Genomic DNA, 16,834 nt, shown 5'->3' with positions numbered 1-16,834 from the left:
AATATTACTCCCTATTCTTCATCTTCTTCTACTTTTGATTGATCGAATTGTACATCAATTACTTTACCTTCTACCGCATTAACAAAATACTCTTCTTGTTGACCGCTGCTATTTATCACGCGGATTTCCCATGTTGGTACAAAAACTTGAGTTTGAGTGAATTGCACAAGGGTTGAATAACCTAGCTTCACTAGTGTAATTTGAGAATCCGGTTTTAATAATCCTCTAGAATAAAGTACTTGGATTACTTGAATAGGCGACCATAGTTCCTCTTTCTCTTCAAACTCAACTAAGTCTAATAGTAAGGTTTGTTCATACTGATAGATTTCATTGTTCGCATTCCAATAGACTTTGACCATGCCATGATTATTATAATAGATTGTACGGTTGTTAATCCGTTGAAAGAATGTTGCGGATTGATTTGTCTTATCGATTTCCCATAATCCATAGGATGTACCATCAATAATATAGGTTTGTAGGAAGTCAACATAACTTGCAGGATCTTCAACATCTGTTATTGGAACAGGTTGATCTAAAGTCACAATGATTTTCGTTTCATTTTCAATCAATACTTCATGATTATTAAAAGCTTGCATTTCTTCATTAGTAAAATGTTTTACACTACCAGATATATATGGCGCTAATTCAATATTCGGCAATGTTGTGTACGTAATATTATCATCCTTTAATCTTGCTTCAATTGTTTTCTCGCCAAGTACTTCAACTTTTTGAGCCTCAGTATGCCGATTTAGATAAAGTGAATATAAGAAAATATCTAAGATAAGGAACACAATGATGAATATCGATTTTGACTTACTCCAATCCATATTCATCACCTCCTAGTATTTCAGATGACAGACTTACCCAGTTGCCATTAATAATTGCAAACCATCTTGGTTCAAGTGTATATCCACTTTCACTTATTTGCGTAAAATAGTAGCCTATATAGAGTTCATCAAGACTTTCTAATTTTATGTTTTTGGAACGCTTAATCGTATCAATCATTTCTATGCCAGATGGAAGATTGACAATGTTTTTCTCTGAAGAAATATTAGAATCTAAAAAGTAATATGGTCTTCGATAACGGAAAATTTGATTGTCTCCCCATGTGGTAGAAATTTTCGTAGAAGTGATACTACTAAAAACCGGTAAACCTTGTAAGTAAAGCTGATATTCAACGATGTGTCTTGAAGCATTCGTAGTTTTTAATCGATAATCTCCTGTAAATCCACCATGTTCATTGATAAATTCAAAACTATCTCGAATAAGTTTTGAAACAGGGATATCTCCAATACTTTCGGAAGCTGGATAGACATAATTTAAAACCCTAGTATTTGTATCTACCGTCATCAAAGCCATCCCATCGATATATTTTTCGGATGTTGCACTATCTAAGCTTCTTTGAACAATACTCGGTTCGATAAATAGAATATCTTTGAATGTACTTGGTGAAACTTCACCAATTGTATAAGTTAAATTTAATAATTCTATTGGATCTGTTGGAACATATAAAGAGAGCGCATTACCACGTGCTATTTCAGCGTAAGCTTGTAAACTAGTCGATGATTGAATAAACGCGTTTAGGAATGATTCAGACTCCATCAACACATCCGCTCTATAATGAGTCCCTACTTCACTATTAATAAAATGCATTTCAATACTATTCTTTGAATTCAATGAACTCCAATCAATTATGAGACGATTAAAAGTGGCTTCTGGTAATTCATCTTGCGTTAGAAATAACATTGAATTCAAAATCTTAAGAGGTACTTCTGTGTCATAGAAAAATGTAATTCGTTTATCGCCGTTCGTTAAATTATTTATCTGTTGTTCAGTTAAATGACTTTGGATAAATGTTACGTTAGATGATTTCCAACCAACTAATTGAGATAAAATACTGTTAATTTCAATGGAGTTAACAGTACCGTGAAAGTTCCCTTCATCTTTAAAAAGAATGCGGTATGGTTTAATGACATCATTTAGTTTTTTTTCTGTTCCTAATATGATCTGATTCATTTTAGTATCATCAATTGTTTGTAAAGTTGGAGTATAATTCCAGATAGAAAAAGTTAAAACAAGGCTCAATAGGACTAAGACTGTTAAAACAATAGATTTTAATAGTTCAACTACCTTCAATCCCATTCACCCGCCTCTTCTAATTCATATGGCAATGTGAAGAAAACAGTTGTACCTACTCCTTCCTCACTTTCTGCCCAAATACTTCCTCCATGAGCTTCGATCATTTCTTTCGCTATAGCTAGTCCTAAACCAGTACCTCCCATAGCACGTGACCTAGCACGGTCAACACGATAAAATCGATCGAAAATTCGTCCGACATTTTCTTTCGGTATACCCATTCCATCATCTGAAATCATAACTTTAAGTAAATTTTCTTGTACTGTTACACCAAATCGAATATTGCCACCATCTGGTGAATATTTAAGTGCATTTGAAATAATGTTATCAATTACTTGAGTTAACTTATCCGTATCGATTTCAACAAAATAAGATTCTTCAGGTAAATATCTTTTAAATTCAACATTTTGTGATTTTGACAGTTCAAAACGATCTATAATGCGGTTAAAGAATTTATTGAACTCAACAAATTCCTTGTTTAGATCGTATTCGCGACTATCCATTTTAGATAGTTGTAATAAATCATTTACTAATCGAATCATGCGCTCTGTTTCTGTTTGTGTAACATTTAAAAAGGCTGGTGCTATATTTTCGTCCCGCCATGCACCATCTGCTAATGCCTCTAAATAACTTCGCATTGTTGTTAAAGGAGTACGTAATTCGTGAGATACATTCGATACAAATTCACGTCTTTCCATTTCGATCTTTTCTTGCTCAGTTATATCGTGTAATACGGTAATGAGACCATTCACAAATCCTGTTTCTTTTTGTATCACTGAGAAGTTCGCACGCAATATAAATCTAGTTTCACTGGTACTAAAATCTAAGTTTATAGATTCTTTCATATTAATTAAGTCTTCAAAGCTATAATCTTTTTCTAATCCAAGAACTGAAGCGATTGGACGATTCAACGTTGCATCTCGTGAAATTTTAAGGAAACTAAGCGCTGGGTCATTGATGAGTATTACTTTTCCTTTTCGATCTGTCGCAATAACCCCGTCTGTCATGTTACTTAATACAGAAGCAAGTTTTCTTCTCTCAGCTTCTGTTGTAGATTGTGCTTCTTGAAGTCGATTTGTTAAGTGGTTAAATGCAATCGCTAACTGTCCAATCTCATCATTACCATAAACACGAACCTTTCTAGAGAAATTTCCTCTAGACATCGCTTGTGCTTGTTTCCTCATATCAGAAATTGGTCCTGTAATTGTTCTTGCAATTAGAATTCCAAGAATAATGGTGATGACAAGTGAGATTGCTGTTCCAACTGCAAAAATACGGTTGATATCGTTTACTTGGTCAAATACATTTTCGATATTCGATTCAATGTAGATTGTTCCTAGAATTTCTCCATTAGGAGCAACACTTTCAAAAATAGGCGTAGCAAGAATCCAAACTCGCTTTTGTGTTTCCGCATCGAACACGATTTTATCGATTGCTGTTTGTGCTGTTATGGATTGGTTAACAATTTCATGATTACCCCGTTGCCCCACTATGGACTGGTTGCTAATATCTGATGTTGCTAATACGCGATTTCGATCATCAATTACGCGAATTTCATTAATATCACCAGTAGCAAATTCCCGAATGATTACACTTAAGCTTTGTCCGATTGATGGGGAATTTTCATCTCGCTCTTTAAGCATTTCTTCACGAATACTATATTGAACTAAATCAATTCGTTGAAAGATAGAATCTTGGAAATTCATTTTTAAGTTTTCTTCTAATTCTTTTGAAAAATAGAGTCCAATAATTTGCAAAGCGATAATGATTAAAAGTACATAAATTAGTACGAGCTTTACATGGATGGAATTAAAAAAACTTACTTTTTGCATTTAATTTACTCCTGTTCAGGATTTCGCAAATAATACCCTACACCTCGACGAGTGACAATCCAGTTTGGATGACTCGGGTTATCTTCTATTTTTTCACGTAGTCGGCGAACCGTAACGTCCACTGTTCTAACATCTCCAAAATAATCATAACCCCAAACTGTTTGAAGTAAATGTTCACGTGTCATGATTTGACCTATGTGTTTCGCTAAATAGTGAATTAGTTCAAACTCACGATGCGTTAGTTCGATAGCTTCTCCGCGCTTTAATACTAAATAAGCATCAGGCTGAATAACTAATGAACCCACTACAATATCATTTGATTCTTCTTTCACGTCTTGTGCAGTCGTGTTCACTTGTAGACGTCGCATATTTGCTTTCACACGTGCGATTAATTCACGAGTACTAAACGGTTTCGTTACATAATCGTCTGCACCCATTTCAAGACCAAGAACTTTATCTATTTCCGAACCTTTTGCTGTTAGCATAATAATTGGAAAGTCGTACTTTTTACGAACTTCACGGCATACTTCCATGCCATCTCTTTTCGGAAGCATAATGTCTAATAACATTAAGTCTGGTTGAGACTCTTCTATTTTTTGTAAAGCTTCATCGCCATCGTATGCGCAAATGACTTGATATCCCTCTTTAATTAAATTGAATTGTAAAATATCCGCAATCGGCTTTTCATCATCAACAACTAATATCGTTTTCGTTGTCATATTCATTCTCCTTTACACATTTTTTAATCTATATATTTCTGTACTTAAATTAACTTTCTATATTTCATGAGATATCTCTTAGTTCAAGAGACTTATGTTTTTGTTTTCAAGCATTCTTCACAAAGGATATTTAAAACTAGAATTCTTTAGATGTTGCCTTAGTTTAATTGTTCGGTGACAATAATTAAAACCCTTCATATTATTATATCAAACAATATGAAAATATTTTCTGGGAAATAATCATTCCATCTATTCAATTTTACCTTAATCCTATATTATCATCACGATTATTAATAAGGGAAATATAATACTTATCATTATGAATTATATAACGATAACGATGAAATGGGGTTCTCTTTACTTTTAATACAGGGGAGAAGTGATTGTTCAACTCTAAAAAAATGAAGGACAGTCCTATCATAACGGACTGCCCTTTTACTTAAAAGTTATTAAAAATATGATAGTGGATTTACTAGAGATCCGTTTTTATGAATTTCAAAATGCAAATGTGTACCAGTTGAGTTACCTGTAGATCCCATTATACCAATTACGGATCCTTTAGGAACAGTTTGACCTACTTTTACATCTATTCTTGATAGATGCGCATATAGTGTTTTATAGCCATTATTATGGTTAATAATGATTCGATAGCCGTATGAACCATCCCAACCAGCAGCTGTTACAACACCATTATCTGCAGCTTTAATATTGTAGTTTGATGGTCCTGCGATATCAAGTCCTCTATGGTAAGATCCCCAACGAGATCCCATACTACTAGAAATATATCCTCCAACAGCTGGCCAAGAAAAATCACCCGTACCTCTTGATGAGATTACTTTTGTTCCAACTTTAACAATGTGATCAATCGGTTTTTGAAGTATTACTTCACTTGTAACAGTCTTTTCTGTAACTTTACCGTTAACTTCTGTAATTACATAAGAAGATTGCTTTTGACCTTGAACACCCTGTTGTTTTGTAACGGTTTCACCCTTATACATTGTAGAGTCTTCTTCTACAATTTTTTGATAGTCTATTTTTTCGTTTAGTAATTTTTCTTGAACAACTTGAACATTAACCAATGGCTTTTCAACAGTCACATTAATTTGTTGACCAATTTGTAAAACCGAATTTTCATTTAAATCGGGATTTAGTTCTAATAGTTCAGCAGTTTTTAAATTATGGTTCATGGCAATTGCTCCAAGAACATCTCCTGCTTGAACAGTATATAATTCTTTTTCTAAAGTACCAGTTTGTAAATATTGAACTGCTTCTTCAGGAGTTAAAATTTTGCTAGGAATTACTTCAGATTCAACGCCAGTTACAGTGTCCATCTTTACATCTATTATTCTCGTTTGACCAACTTGTAAAGCTGGTAGTGGCTCACCTGATGCTTTACTTGCTTCTAATTGCGCTAATTGTTCCTCTGAAACGAATTTAAGCTTAAGTAAACGAATTGTTTTTTCATAATCATTTACATCTTTTAAGTATACGACTGGCTGACCATTTACGTTTAATGCATAAGCTTCTGCTTTTGCAACTAATTGTTCTTTTAAAGCTGTTAGAACTTCTTGGTCATTCGTATTATATGAAAATACTTGCTCAGGGATAATAGAAATGCTGGACTCAGCATCTACTGAGAATTGTTTAAATTGTGTTTTTGCTTCAGTTTCTTTTTCTTTTATAATATCTTCAACAGCATCGGGATTAGATACAGATCCTATGTAGTTTTCTGATAAGTAGATATGATAAACTTTATCTAGAGAACCCTTGTCTTCTGAACCTTTAGCAAAAGCCAAATTGAATGTAACACTAGATAATAAAATAGCAGATACTGCAGCCGTTTTAATCATACCCTTATGATTTTGTAAAAGACTAGTTGTTTGTTCCTTTGTAAAGTCTCTTTTTTTGTTCCACTTCGAACTCATATTAAAGCCCCTTCCAAAGTCCGTTAAAAATTTTCAAACACTCCATATATAAATGAATAATTTATCACTTCTAAACTGTACCATATTCCTAAAATCAACGGTATAGATTAAGCCTTTTGTAATGTAAATGTATTATTTGAGCATTTTTTGTTACAAAACTAGTAATTAGTATTCTAATTAAACCTAATATTGTAAATTATTATTTATTAATATTCATATTTTGAGCTTTTTATACAATATTCTTAAGTATTTAATATAATAGTAAAGATTGTTATAAAAGTAACCTTATTAATATAAGGTTAAATGTTGGATTTTACATAGTTTTCGTATCTATAAATCGAAATTTGTAGTTAAATTGCCAAAATTAAATGTGCGAATTTTCACGCTTTTCTGATTCCCTTTTGTCTTATCTAGTAAAATCCTATAATATAATGGTATAGAGAGATTTTTTGGACTGGGGGTAATTTATGGGGCAGGGTGTTATACATAGTTCAAAGCTAACAGTAGGGCAAATATCCTACAGAATTATTATGGTATTCATAGGAGCCGTAATCTTCGCTTTCGGTTTAGAGTTATTATTGGTTCCAAATAACGTTATGGATGGTGGAATTGTTGGTGTTTCCATTATCTTATCTCACTTTTTAGGTATACCAATTGGGGTTTTTATCTTCTTATTAAACCTTCCTTTTATCTTCATTGGTTATAAACAAATCGGGAAAACATTTGCTTTAACTACCTCATTGGGAATCACAATTCTTTCCGTTGCTACCTTGTTATTACATCATATAGAGCCATTTACGAAAGACCTATTATTAGCTACTATTTTCGGTGGTATTTTACTAGGACTAGGTGTTGGTTTGGTCATTCGATATGGCGGTTGTTTAGATGGAACTGAAGTAATGGCGATTCTATTCAACAAAAAAACACCTTTTTCTGTAGGTGAAATTATTTTATTTATTAACATCGCTATTTTCACAATTGCAGGGTTTGTATTCACTTGGGAGCAAGCAATGTATTCTGCAGTTGCATATTATATCGCTTCTAAAATGATTGATATCGTTGTTCTTGGTATGGAAGAATCGAAATCCGTTTATATCATTAGTGACGTGATTGAGGATATTGGTCAAGCAATCATGGACCGTCTTGGTCGTGGTGTGACTTATTTACATGGAGAAGGTGCTTATACGGGAAATAATAAAAAGGTTATTTTCTGTGTGATCACTCGATTAGAAGAGTCAAAAATGAAAGAGATTGTTCGAAGTATTGATACTCACGCTTTCCTTGCCATTGGTAATATAAGTGAGGTTAGAGGCGGACGATTTAAGAAAAAAGATATTCACTAAAAAGCAAAAAAACTTCTAAGGAAAGATTATTCCTTAGAAGTTTTTATTTTTATTCCCCAATAGCGTTTACTACGTTAGTTTGCAGCTGTCGCCTTGCTTTCGCGCAGAACTAATGTTGTTAAAATAAAAACTCCTTAAGAAAGTTTTCCTAAGGAGTTATATATGCTATTCCCAGATTGCATTTACAACATTAGTTTGCTCACGAGCAGGTCCTACTGAGAATGTTGTTAATTGAATTCCAGTAAGTTCAACGATACGTTCAACGTACTTGCGAGCGTTTTCTGGTAGCTCGTCTAATGTACGAACACCTGTAATATCTTCTGACCACCCTGGTAGTTCTTCGTAAACTGGTTTACATGCTTCTAGTACATGTAAGCTAGCTGGGTATTCAGTAATGATTTCACCATTATATTCATAAGCAGTACAGATTTTCACTGTTTCTAAGCCAGATAATACGTCAATAGAGTTAAGAGCTAAATCTGTAATACCACTTACACGGCGAGAGTGACGAACTACTACAGAGTCAAACCAACCAACACGACGTGGACGGCCGGTTGTAGTACCATACTCGCGACCTACTTCACGAATTTGTTGACCAACTTCATCAAACAATTCTGTTGGGAATGGTCCATCACCTACACGAGATGTATATGCTTTACATACACCAACAACACGTGAGACATGTGAAGGTCCAATACCTGTACCAGTAGTTACACCACCTGCAACTGGGTTTGAAGAAGTTACAAATGGATATGTACCATGGTCAACATCTAACATAACACCTTGTGCACCTTCAAATAAAACACGGCCACCTTCATCTAATACATCATTTAATACTTTTGAAGTATCAGTTACGTATTTAGCAATCTCTTGACCATAACCATAATATTCTTCAAAAATATCTTCGAATTTTAATCCTTCGACTTCATAATATTTTTCAAAAAGACGGTTTTTCTTTTCTAAGTTATCACGTAGCTTTTGTTCAAACACTTCACGATCTAAAAGATCTGCAATTCGAATACCCATACGTGCAATTTTGTCTTGATAACATGGCCCGATTCCTTTAATCGTTGTACCAATTTTTTTATCTCCACGAGATTCCTCATCCACTTTATCTTGATAGATGTGATATGGAAGGATGACTTGTGCTCTGTTTGAAATACGTAAATTCGAAGTATCTACGCCACGATCTTGTAATCCTTTTAATTCATTTACTAATGATTTCGGATTGATAACCATTCCGTTACCCATTACAGACGTTTTTTCTTTATAAAAAATACCTGATGGAATTAAGTGTAATTTATAAGTTTCATCGCCAATTTTGATTGTATGACCAGCGTTATCTCCACCAGAAAAACGTGCAATAACGTCTGCTTTTTTTGATAGGAAGTCAGTAATTTTCCCTTTACCTTCGTCTCCCCATTGTGTACCAACAACTACTACTGATGTCATGTGAGCACCTCCGAAAGTCGCAATTCGCGCCATTTCCAATATTATTATGAGCAAAGAAAGTAATTTCTTACTCGAAAAATCGTTTCTAATTTATCAAACAGAACAATTGTAACAGTGATTCATAATGTAGTCAATGAAGAATATGAAAAAACACGAACATATTAATCTATTAGATTAATCATCGTTCGTGTTCTAATATTCTCGAAACTAAAATAATATTATCCATGTTCTTGGAATTGTGGATGTTGCGACCAATCAATATTGATAAATTTATTGAATTCCTTTTTGAATGCAAGAGTTACTGTACCAGTCGGACCATTACGTTGCTTCGCAATAATGATTTCAATCATATTCTTATTTTCTGTTTCTTTATCATAGTAATCATCACGATATAAGAAGGCAACGATGTCCGCATCCTGCTCAATACTTCCAGATTCACGAATATCACTCATCATCGGTCTTTTATCTTGTCTTTGTTCAACACCACGAGATAATTGTGATAGTGCAATTACAGGAACTTTAAGCTCACGAGCTAATGCTTTTAAGGAACGGGAAATTTCAGAAACCTCTTGTTGACGGTTTTCACCTGGCTTACCGCTTCCTTGGATTAATTGAAGATAGTCAATGAGGATCATCCCAAGTCCATGTTCCTGTGCAAGACGTCTACATTTTGCTCTTAACTCACTAACGCGTACCCCAGGAGTATCATCAATAAAAATACCTGAATTCGATAAACTACCCATGGCCATTGTTAACTTACCCCAGTCTTCTGTACTCAATGCACCTGTACGTAAAGCTTGGGCATCAATATTTCCTTCCGCGCAGAGTAAACGCATAACCAACTGTTCAGCACCCATCTCTAGAGAAAAGATTGCGACATTTTCACGAGCTCTGATGGCTACATTTTGTGCAATATTTAACGCAAAGGCCGTTTTCCCTACAGAAGGTCTGGCAGCAACAATAATTAAATCATTGCGTTGAAACCCAGCCGTCATTCGGTCTAAATCTTTAAACCCTGTTGGAATACCGGTAACGTCACCTTTTCTGTTTTGAAGCTGTTCAATATTATCATACGTATTTACAAGAACATCTTTTATATGTTTGAAGTCACCAGCGTTTTTTCGGCTGGCTACCTCCATGACTCTTTTTTCCGCTTCTGATAAAAGAGCTTCTACCTCATCCTCTCTTGTAAAACCATCTTCGACAATACTTGTTGCAACACGAATTAATCGTCTTAATATTGACTTTTCTTCAACGATTTTTGCATAGTGACCTACGTTTGCTGCAGTCGGTACAGCGTTCGCTAATTCTGTTAGGTAGGATAGACCTCCAACATCCTCAAGCTCTTTTTTACTAGATAATTCTTCTGTTACGGTTACAAGATCAATCGGTTTTCCATGATCACTTAAGAAAAGCATCGTTTTGAAAATCTTTTGATGGCTTATACGGTAAAAATCTTCTGGAATTAGTATTTCAGAAGCAGTGATTAACGCAGTTGGATCTAAAAATATTGCACCTAAAACAGATTGCTCTGCTTCATGATTATGGGGTGGGACACGATCCATTATGGTATCAGTCATACCATTCTCTCCTTACGCTTCTTCAGTTACATGTACTTTTAAAGTTGCTTTTACTTCATTGTGTAATTTTACAGGAATGTTTGTAAAACCTAGACTACGAATTCCTTCGCTCTCCATTTTACGTTTATCGATTTTAATTCCGTGTGCTTTTTGAAGTGCCTCAGCAATTTGCTTTGTTGAAACAGAACCAAATAGTCTGCCGCCTTCGCCCGACTTTGCTTTAATTTCCACTGTTAGTTGCTCTAAACGATCTTTTAATTCTTTTGCTGCTTGTAATTCAGCTGCAGCATGTTTTTCTTCTAATTTCTTTTGACCTTCTAATTGACTTATTGCTTGTTTTGATGCTTCTACAGCATAACCATTTTTAATTAAAAAGTTTTGTGCATAGCCGTCTGCAACGTTTTTAACTTCCCCTTTTTTTCCTTTACCTTTAACATCTTTTAAGAAAACTACTTTCATCATTTATTACTCCCTTCATACGTTTCTATAATAGCTTTTTTCAATAATTGAAGTGCTTCAGAAATAGTTTCTACTTCCATTTGGCAAGCTGCATTTGTTAAATGTCCACCACCGCCAAGCTTCTCCATGATAAGTTGGACATTGATCTCACCAAGTGATCTTGAGCTAATTCCTATTAATCCATCCGGACGATGAGCAATAACAAATGATGCCGAAACATCCTTCATTGATAATAAGATATCTGCTGTTTGTGCGATTAGTACTGTATCATAAAAGCGGTTGTCTTCACCATGTGCAATTGCAATTCCAGGATGAATAAACTCAACTGTTTGGATGATTTTTGAGCGCTCAATATAAGTACTCACATCTTCTTTTAATAATCGTTGAACTAAAATCGTATCTGCTCCATGTGTTCTTAGGTAAGAAGCTGCTTCAAAGGTTCTTGCTCCAGTTCTTAAAGTGAAGCTTTTTGTATCAACGATAATACCTGATAATAGTGCAGTTGCTTCTAAATTAGATAATTTATTCGTCTCTGGTTGATATTCTAAAAGCTCTGTTACAAGCTCACAAGTTGAAGATGCATATGGTTCCATATAAACCAAAGTTGGATTTGAAATGAAATCTTCACCTCTACGATGATGATCGATAATAACCACTTTTTCACATTTAGTTAGTAAATGTTCATCTATAACTAAACTTGGTTTATGAGTATCAACTATGACTAATAAAGACTTTTCAGTTACTTTTCCAAGTGCTTCTTCAGGTGTTATGAAATTCTCATAAATTTCTGGGACCTTTTCAATTTCTTTCATTAAACGATTTACACTACCATTTAACTCATTAAAATTGACGATAATATGGCCTTTCACCTTACTTTTCTCTACCATCTTGCGAACACCCATACTCGCACCAATCGCGTCCATATCAGGGTTTTTGTGCCCCATTATAAAGACCTGATCACTTTCTTGGATTAAATCCTGTAACGCATGGGATATGACACGGGCTCTTACACGAGTTCGCTTTTCAACGGGATTTGTTTTCCCACCATAAAATCGTACTTTACCATTAGGCTGTTTAATGGCTACTTGGTCTCCACCACGACCTAATACAAGATCTAAACTCGACTGTGCAAGCTCACCAAGTTTAATCAGCGAAGAAGACCCTGCACCAACTCCTATACTCAAAGTGAGTGAGAGGCTCTTTTGGGATGTACTTTCACGAATATCATCTAGTATTGCAAATTTGCCTTTTTCAAGTTCACCTAAAATGGATTCATTTAAGATCGCTAAAAATCGATCTGAGGCAATTCGTCTTGAGTAAATTCCGTATTTTGCTGACCATTTGTTTACAATGGACGTAACTAAAGTGTTCGTTAAACTTTTTGTTTGGTCGTCCATCCCTTTTGTTATCTCATCATAGTTATCGATGAACAATATGGCGATCACTGTACGATCTGCATAATACTGCAATTCAATTTCAACTTGTTCTGTCACATCAAAGAAGTACAGTAATCTTTCAGTCTGTTTATAAATAACTTGATACTTTCTTTCTCCAATCGAAACAATGATTTCGTGTTTATCATCAGGTTTCGTTAAAAGACGTAGATCATCTGATAGAGAAAACAATTCTTCACCTATTAGACTATCTACATTCAGGATATTTAACATAAATGGGTTTGCCCACTCGATCATAAACTTATCGTTAATTAGTAAAATCCCAATCGGCATTTCAAGTAATGCTTCTTCCCCCACCTTTTTCATTCGATAGGATAGGGATTCAATATATTTTTCAATTGTTTCGTAAGAAGTTTTCTCTACTTGCCACGCATAGATAAGTCCTGCTACCATTACAACTGCAAGGGATAGTCCAATCCATATATTCCACATAAATACTAGGGTTACGGCAACTAGTCCAATAATGGAAAGATACAAAAGTGGATGTCGTATTGGTCTTTTCCTATAAGTATCCATATTATCAACTCCTTACTTCTGAACCTTATCTTTCACTAGTCCGCGTATGTCGAAACCTAAATCTACAATTCCGATTAAGACTACAAAGGAATAAAGGGGAATTGCCAATAGTATTACCAATACTTTGATCAAATTCGTTAGCTTTACTTTTTTATCTAGGAAATACAAGATAAAGGATAAACCTTGAATCGTTAACAATACCCATAATACCATCGATAGATTTAAACAAATTACATATAGCGTTGTCCCTACTTCAGGTTTAACAAATAAATTAATAGATAATACAATTAAGTAGTACCATAAAATTGAGCGTGGAAGTTTTAAATCCTTTAATGCACTAAATTTAGGTACATTTATTCCTAACCGTTTTAAAATAGGTAAATTAAGCGAAATGATAATAAACGCTAATACGAATGCAGCTATTGTAACTGCTGCAGGAATAGTTGTTTCTAACGTTACGAAGAGTAACTCTAAATCTTCTGTTGTTAATGGAGATTGCCCCGTAATATTTTGCGTTAATGTTAATGATTGTTCATAACTTGTACGCATTAGTTGCATCGTTTCTTTAATAAAGTCAACCTCAAATAATTTCAACGTAATTAAATAATCAATTGCAAAAGTAATTAATACAGTTAAACCTGTAGCCATTAATAAGAAGATTTTACTTTTCTTAAGCTGTAGTGTCATACCCATCACAACACCAATTGAAGCAAATATGAATGAAAACGGTAATATTAATAAACCACCAATAAAGAACGTAATGGCAATTGCAAAAATAGCAACAAAGATTGATTGGTTTCGATCATATTTTGAACTATACCAAGCAAGAGGTAACGGTGCGAATATCGTTGCTACAAAGCTTACGAGAGGTACATATAAAGAAATCGCAATTAGTACTGCAAAAATAGCAATCATCATTGCGCCGTGAGCAAGTCCCTTTGTTTGATTATTCGGCATTTAAAACCTTCCTTTTATCAAGTTCATATATATTCATTCGTATATTGTAACACTTTTTCTAGTATTGGACAAAAGTACGAGACGGTTAACAAAGTTAGTTTCAAATAATTCCTAAATTGTTAATAATTGAAATCATATATTTAAAAATGAATTCTTCAAGAAAATTACAAAGGCTCAAAAAGTCGTTTGAATGACTTATTGGAACCCTTTATAAAAAATTAATTCTACGACCCACTCTTTTAAATTGTATACAATTACTATTAATAATCAGGATTACTAAATATTATTTTCCTAATCAATAGTACGAATTTGATAATGCAATGAGATTCATTTAGATATAAAAAAAACACAACAAAGGTATTAAACCCTTGTTGTGTCTAGTTAAAATCTTATTTATCTTCAGCTACGAATGGAAGAAGTGCCATGATACGAGCACGTTTGATAGCTGTAGTTAATTTACGTTGGTATTTTGCACTTGTACCAGTTACTCGACGAGGAAGGATTTTCCCACGTTCAGAGATGAACTTTTTAAGTAAATCAACATCTTTGTAATCGATATTAGTAATGTTGTTTGAAGTGAAGTAACAAACTTTACGGCGTTTGCGGCCTCCGCGACGTTGTGCCATTTACTTTCTCCTCCTTTAAATATTTTTTGTTAAGCGTATTTTTCGTCCTACGCTAAAAATTAAAATGGTAAGTCATCTTCAGAGACTTCAATCGGACCTTTGCTTGAAGCAAATGGATCCTCATCCATACGTGTATAATTTTGCTGATTTTGAGGTGGTTGATATGATGCGAACGGATCCTGCTGTTGTTGGTTGCCATATTGTGGTTGGCTTGTACCATAAGCAGGCTGACTGCCATATGATGGCTGCGCTCCATACTGCTGTTGAGAAGCACCTCCACTACGTGGTTCTAAGAACTGTACTGAGTCTGCTACTACATCTGTTGTATAGACGCGTTTTCCGTCTTGCCCTTCAAAGCTTCCTGTTTGGATACGGCCTTCAACTCCGATCAAACCTCCTTTTTTCATGAAGTTTGCTAAGTTTTCAGCTTGTTTTCTCCAAGCAATACAGCCTATGAAATCAGCTTCGCGTTCACCTGATTGGCTCGAAAATGTTCGATTTACAGCAATTGTAAAACGAGTCATCGGAATGCCATTCGGTGTGTAGCGTAGCTCCGGATCCTTCGTTAGTCTTCCAACTAAAACGACACGGTTAATCATCTTATACAACCTCCTTTTTTCAGCGTTTTGTTATTATTTTTATATAGATTAAGCTTCTAAACGAACTGCGATGTGACGGATTACGTCTTCGCTAATGTTAGCGATACGAGTGTACTCATCGATCGCTTGTGAACCAGCGTTTACTTTCATGATTTGGTAGTAACCTTCGCGTAAGTCGTTGATTTCGTAAGCTAAGCGGCGTTTACCCCACTCTTTCGCTTCGATGATTTCAGCACCGTTAGAAGTTAAAGCTTCAGTTAAGCGTTCTACAACAGCTTTTTTAGCTTCTTCTTCGATATTCGGGCGAATGATGTACATTAATTCATACTTTCTCATCTTTATCTGCACCTCCTTATGGACTTTGGCTCTCCTAAATTTAGGGAGCAAGGAGTGAATAATTTTATTACTCACATCTTCGGATTATATCATAAAATAAAACATCTTGCAATAAAGAATATCGTCACCCATTTACTAATACACTCTGTTATAATATTAGTTAAGGAAGTGAGAACTTTGGAACTACAATCAAATCCGACTGTAATTGAATTAGATATGAGGAAAATGGCGAAAGCTAATCTTTTGGCAACAATAATATTAACTGTACTATTTATCGCGATTAATAGTCTTATTCACCAAAGATTTTCACTATCAATTACTTTTTGGTCGTTTATTATTTTTTGTATAGGTTATGTACTATTAATTATTTTGCATGAGTTGTTTCATTTAATTGGGTTTGTTATTTTCGGTCGAGTGAAGTTAAAAGAGCTAGACTATGGGTTAAATCTAAAACTAGGTATTGCTTACGCTACGACAACTAAACCATTAAAAAACCATGTAATGAGAAAAGCTTTACTACTGCCTTTTTGGACTACTGGTGCTTTACCTTCAGTAATTGGTTTTGCAATTGATTCAAACTTAGTTGTAATGCTTGGTGCATTTTTAATAGCAGGTGCCATTGGTGATTTATATATGTATAAAGAATTAAAGAAATATCCAAATGATTGTTTAATAAAAGATGATCCAGAGTTGCCTAGACTATATGTATATCATCACAATTAAAAAACTACCCTCTCTTAATGAAGCTTGACTACGAGAGTGAGTAGTTTTTTTATGTTTATGGTGTTAAAAACATATGTTGACTTGCCGTACATAAATTACGCCATGCACGGTTTAGAGGGGAATTTTCCATTATCCCATCCATACCAAAATAACGTATTAGGGAATGGGCTGACATTA

Annotated in this window: 16 protein-coding genes; 2 read left to right on the top strand and 14 right to left on the bottom strand. The window is 34.4% G+C overall.

The window, feature by feature from the left end; genetic code table 11:
- Positions 1–11: 11 nt before the first annotated feature.
- From ACOQFO_RS12810 to ACOQFO_RS12790, 5 genes are all read right to left on the bottom strand, one after another.
- Positions 12–827, bottom strand: coding sequence for a two-component system regulatory protein YycI (locus ACOQFO_RS12810; protein ID WP_421690060.1), 816 nt, complete (start codon positions 825–827; stop codon positions 12–14).
- Complete coding sequence (locus ACOQFO_RS12805; RefSeq protein ID WP_421690059.1) at positions 814–2,142, bottom strand: YycH family regulatory protein; 1,329 nt, start codon at positions 2,140–2,142, stop codon at positions 814–816. The genes ACOQFO_RS12810 and ACOQFO_RS12805 overlap by 14 nt, the downstream gene beginning before the upstream one ends.
- Positions 2,133–3,968 (bottom strand): cell wall metabolism sensor histidine kinase WalK, encoded by a 1,836-nt coding sequence (gene walK, locus ACOQFO_RS12800; protein WP_421690058.1) that lies wholly within the window; start codon positions 3,966–3,968, stop codon positions 2,133–2,135. The genes ACOQFO_RS12805 and walK overlap by 10 nt, the downstream gene beginning before the upstream one ends.
- A gap of 5 nt (positions 3,969–3,973) precedes the next feature.
- A complete protein-coding gene (yycF, locus tag ACOQFO_RS12795; RefSeq protein ID WP_421690057.1) occupies positions 3,974–4,687 on the bottom strand; it encodes a response regulator YycF in 714 nt (237 codons plus the stop codon).
- 449 nt (positions 4,688–5,136) lie between these two features.
- A complete protein-coding gene (locus ACOQFO_RS12790) occupies positions 5,137–6,612 on the bottom strand; it encodes a peptidoglycan DD-metalloendopeptidase family protein (protein ID WP_421690056.1) in 1,476 nt (491 codons plus the stop codon).
- A gap of 467 nt (positions 6,613–7,079) precedes the next feature.
- On the opposite strand from ACOQFO_RS12790, the gene ACOQFO_RS12785 reads away from it, so the two are divergent.
- Positions 7,080–7,955 carry a YitT family protein gene (locus ACOQFO_RS12785; RefSeq protein ID WP_421690055.1) on the top strand — a complete coding sequence of 292 codons (876 nt, stop codon included), beginning with the start codon at positions 7,080–7,082 and terminating at the stop codon, positions 7,953–7,955.
- Positions 7,956–8,120: 165 nt separating this feature from the next.
- Here ACOQFO_RS12785 and ACOQFO_RS12780 read toward each other — a convergent pair whose 3' ends face one another.
- From ACOQFO_RS12780 to rpsF, 8 genes are all read right to left on the bottom strand, one after another.
- Positions 8,121–9,407, bottom strand: a complete 1,287-nt coding sequence (locus ACOQFO_RS12780) for an adenylosuccinate synthase (RefSeq protein ID WP_421690054.1) — start codon at positions 9,405–9,407, stop codon at positions 8,121–8,123.
- A gap of 218 nt (positions 9,408–9,625) precedes the next feature.
- The gene (gene dnaB / locus ACOQFO_RS12775) at positions 9,626–10,987 is read right to left on the bottom strand and encodes a replicative DNA helicase (protein ID WP_421690053.1); all 1,362 of its coding nucleotides are present in this window, start codon (positions 10,985–10,987) and stop codon (positions 9,626–9,628) included.
- 12 nt (positions 10,988–10,999) lie between these two features.
- Positions 11,000–11,446 (bottom strand): 50S ribosomal protein L9, encoded by a 447-nt coding sequence (gene rplI, locus ACOQFO_RS12770; protein WP_421690202.1) that lies wholly within the window; start codon positions 11,444–11,446, stop codon positions 11,000–11,002.
- Positions 11,446–13,416 (bottom strand): DHH family phosphoesterase, encoded by a 1,971-nt coding sequence (locus tag ACOQFO_RS12765; protein WP_421690052.1) that lies wholly within the window; start codon positions 13,414–13,416, stop codon positions 11,446–11,448. Before ACOQFO_RS12765 ends, rplI begins: the two co-directional genes overlap by 1 nt.
- Positions 13,417–13,428: 12 nt before the next feature.
- Positions 13,429–14,373: a YybS family protein gene (locus tag ACOQFO_RS12760; protein ID WP_421690051.1), complete on the bottom strand. Its 945-nt coding sequence runs from the start codon at positions 14,371–14,373 to the stop codon at positions 13,429–13,431.
- Between the two features lie 389 nt (positions 14,374–14,762).
- Entirely contained in the window at positions 14,763–14,999 is a 237-nt protein-coding gene (rpsR, locus tag ACOQFO_RS12755) for a 30S ribosomal protein S18 (RefSeq protein WP_421690050.1), read from the bottom strand.
- A gap of 59 nt (positions 15,000–15,058) precedes the next feature.
- Positions 15,059–15,598, bottom strand: a complete 540-nt coding sequence (ssb, locus tag ACOQFO_RS12750) for a single-stranded DNA-binding protein (RefSeq protein ID WP_421690049.1) — start codon at positions 15,596–15,598, stop codon at positions 15,059–15,061.
- 48 nt (positions 15,599–15,646) lie between these two features.
- Positions 15,647–15,934 (bottom strand): 30S ribosomal protein S6, encoded by a 288-nt coding sequence (gene rpsF, locus ACOQFO_RS12745; protein ID WP_421690048.1) that lies wholly within the window; start codon positions 15,932–15,934, stop codon positions 15,647–15,649.
- A 177-nt stretch (positions 15,935–16,111) separates the two neighbouring features.
- On the opposite strand from rpsF, the gene ACOQFO_RS12740 reads away from it, so the two are divergent.
- On the top strand, positions 16,112–16,657 hold the full coding sequence (locus ACOQFO_RS12740) for a DUF3267 domain-containing protein (protein ID WP_421690047.1): 546 nt from the start codon (positions 16,112–16,114) through the stop codon (positions 16,655–16,657).
- A 55-nt stretch (positions 16,658–16,712) separates the two neighbouring features.
- On the opposite strand, the gene ACOQFO_RS12735 is transcribed toward ACOQFO_RS12740, so the two are convergent.
- Positions 16,713–16,832: a hypothetical protein gene (locus ACOQFO_RS12735; RefSeq protein ID WP_421690046.1), complete on the bottom strand. Its 120-nt coding sequence runs from the start codon at positions 16,830–16,832 to the stop codon at positions 16,713–16,715.
- Positions 16,833–16,834 lie beyond the last annotated feature (2 nt).

It is taken from the genome of Ureibacillus sp. MALMAid1270, assembly GCF_049202975.1.
In the GTDB taxonomy this organism is placed as follows: domain Bacteria; phylum Bacillota; class Bacilli; order Bacillales_A; family Planococcaceae; genus Ureibacillus.
The sequence above is the reverse complement of the archived record's forward strand: the minus strand, read 5'-3'. Positions and strand labels throughout refer to the sequence as shown.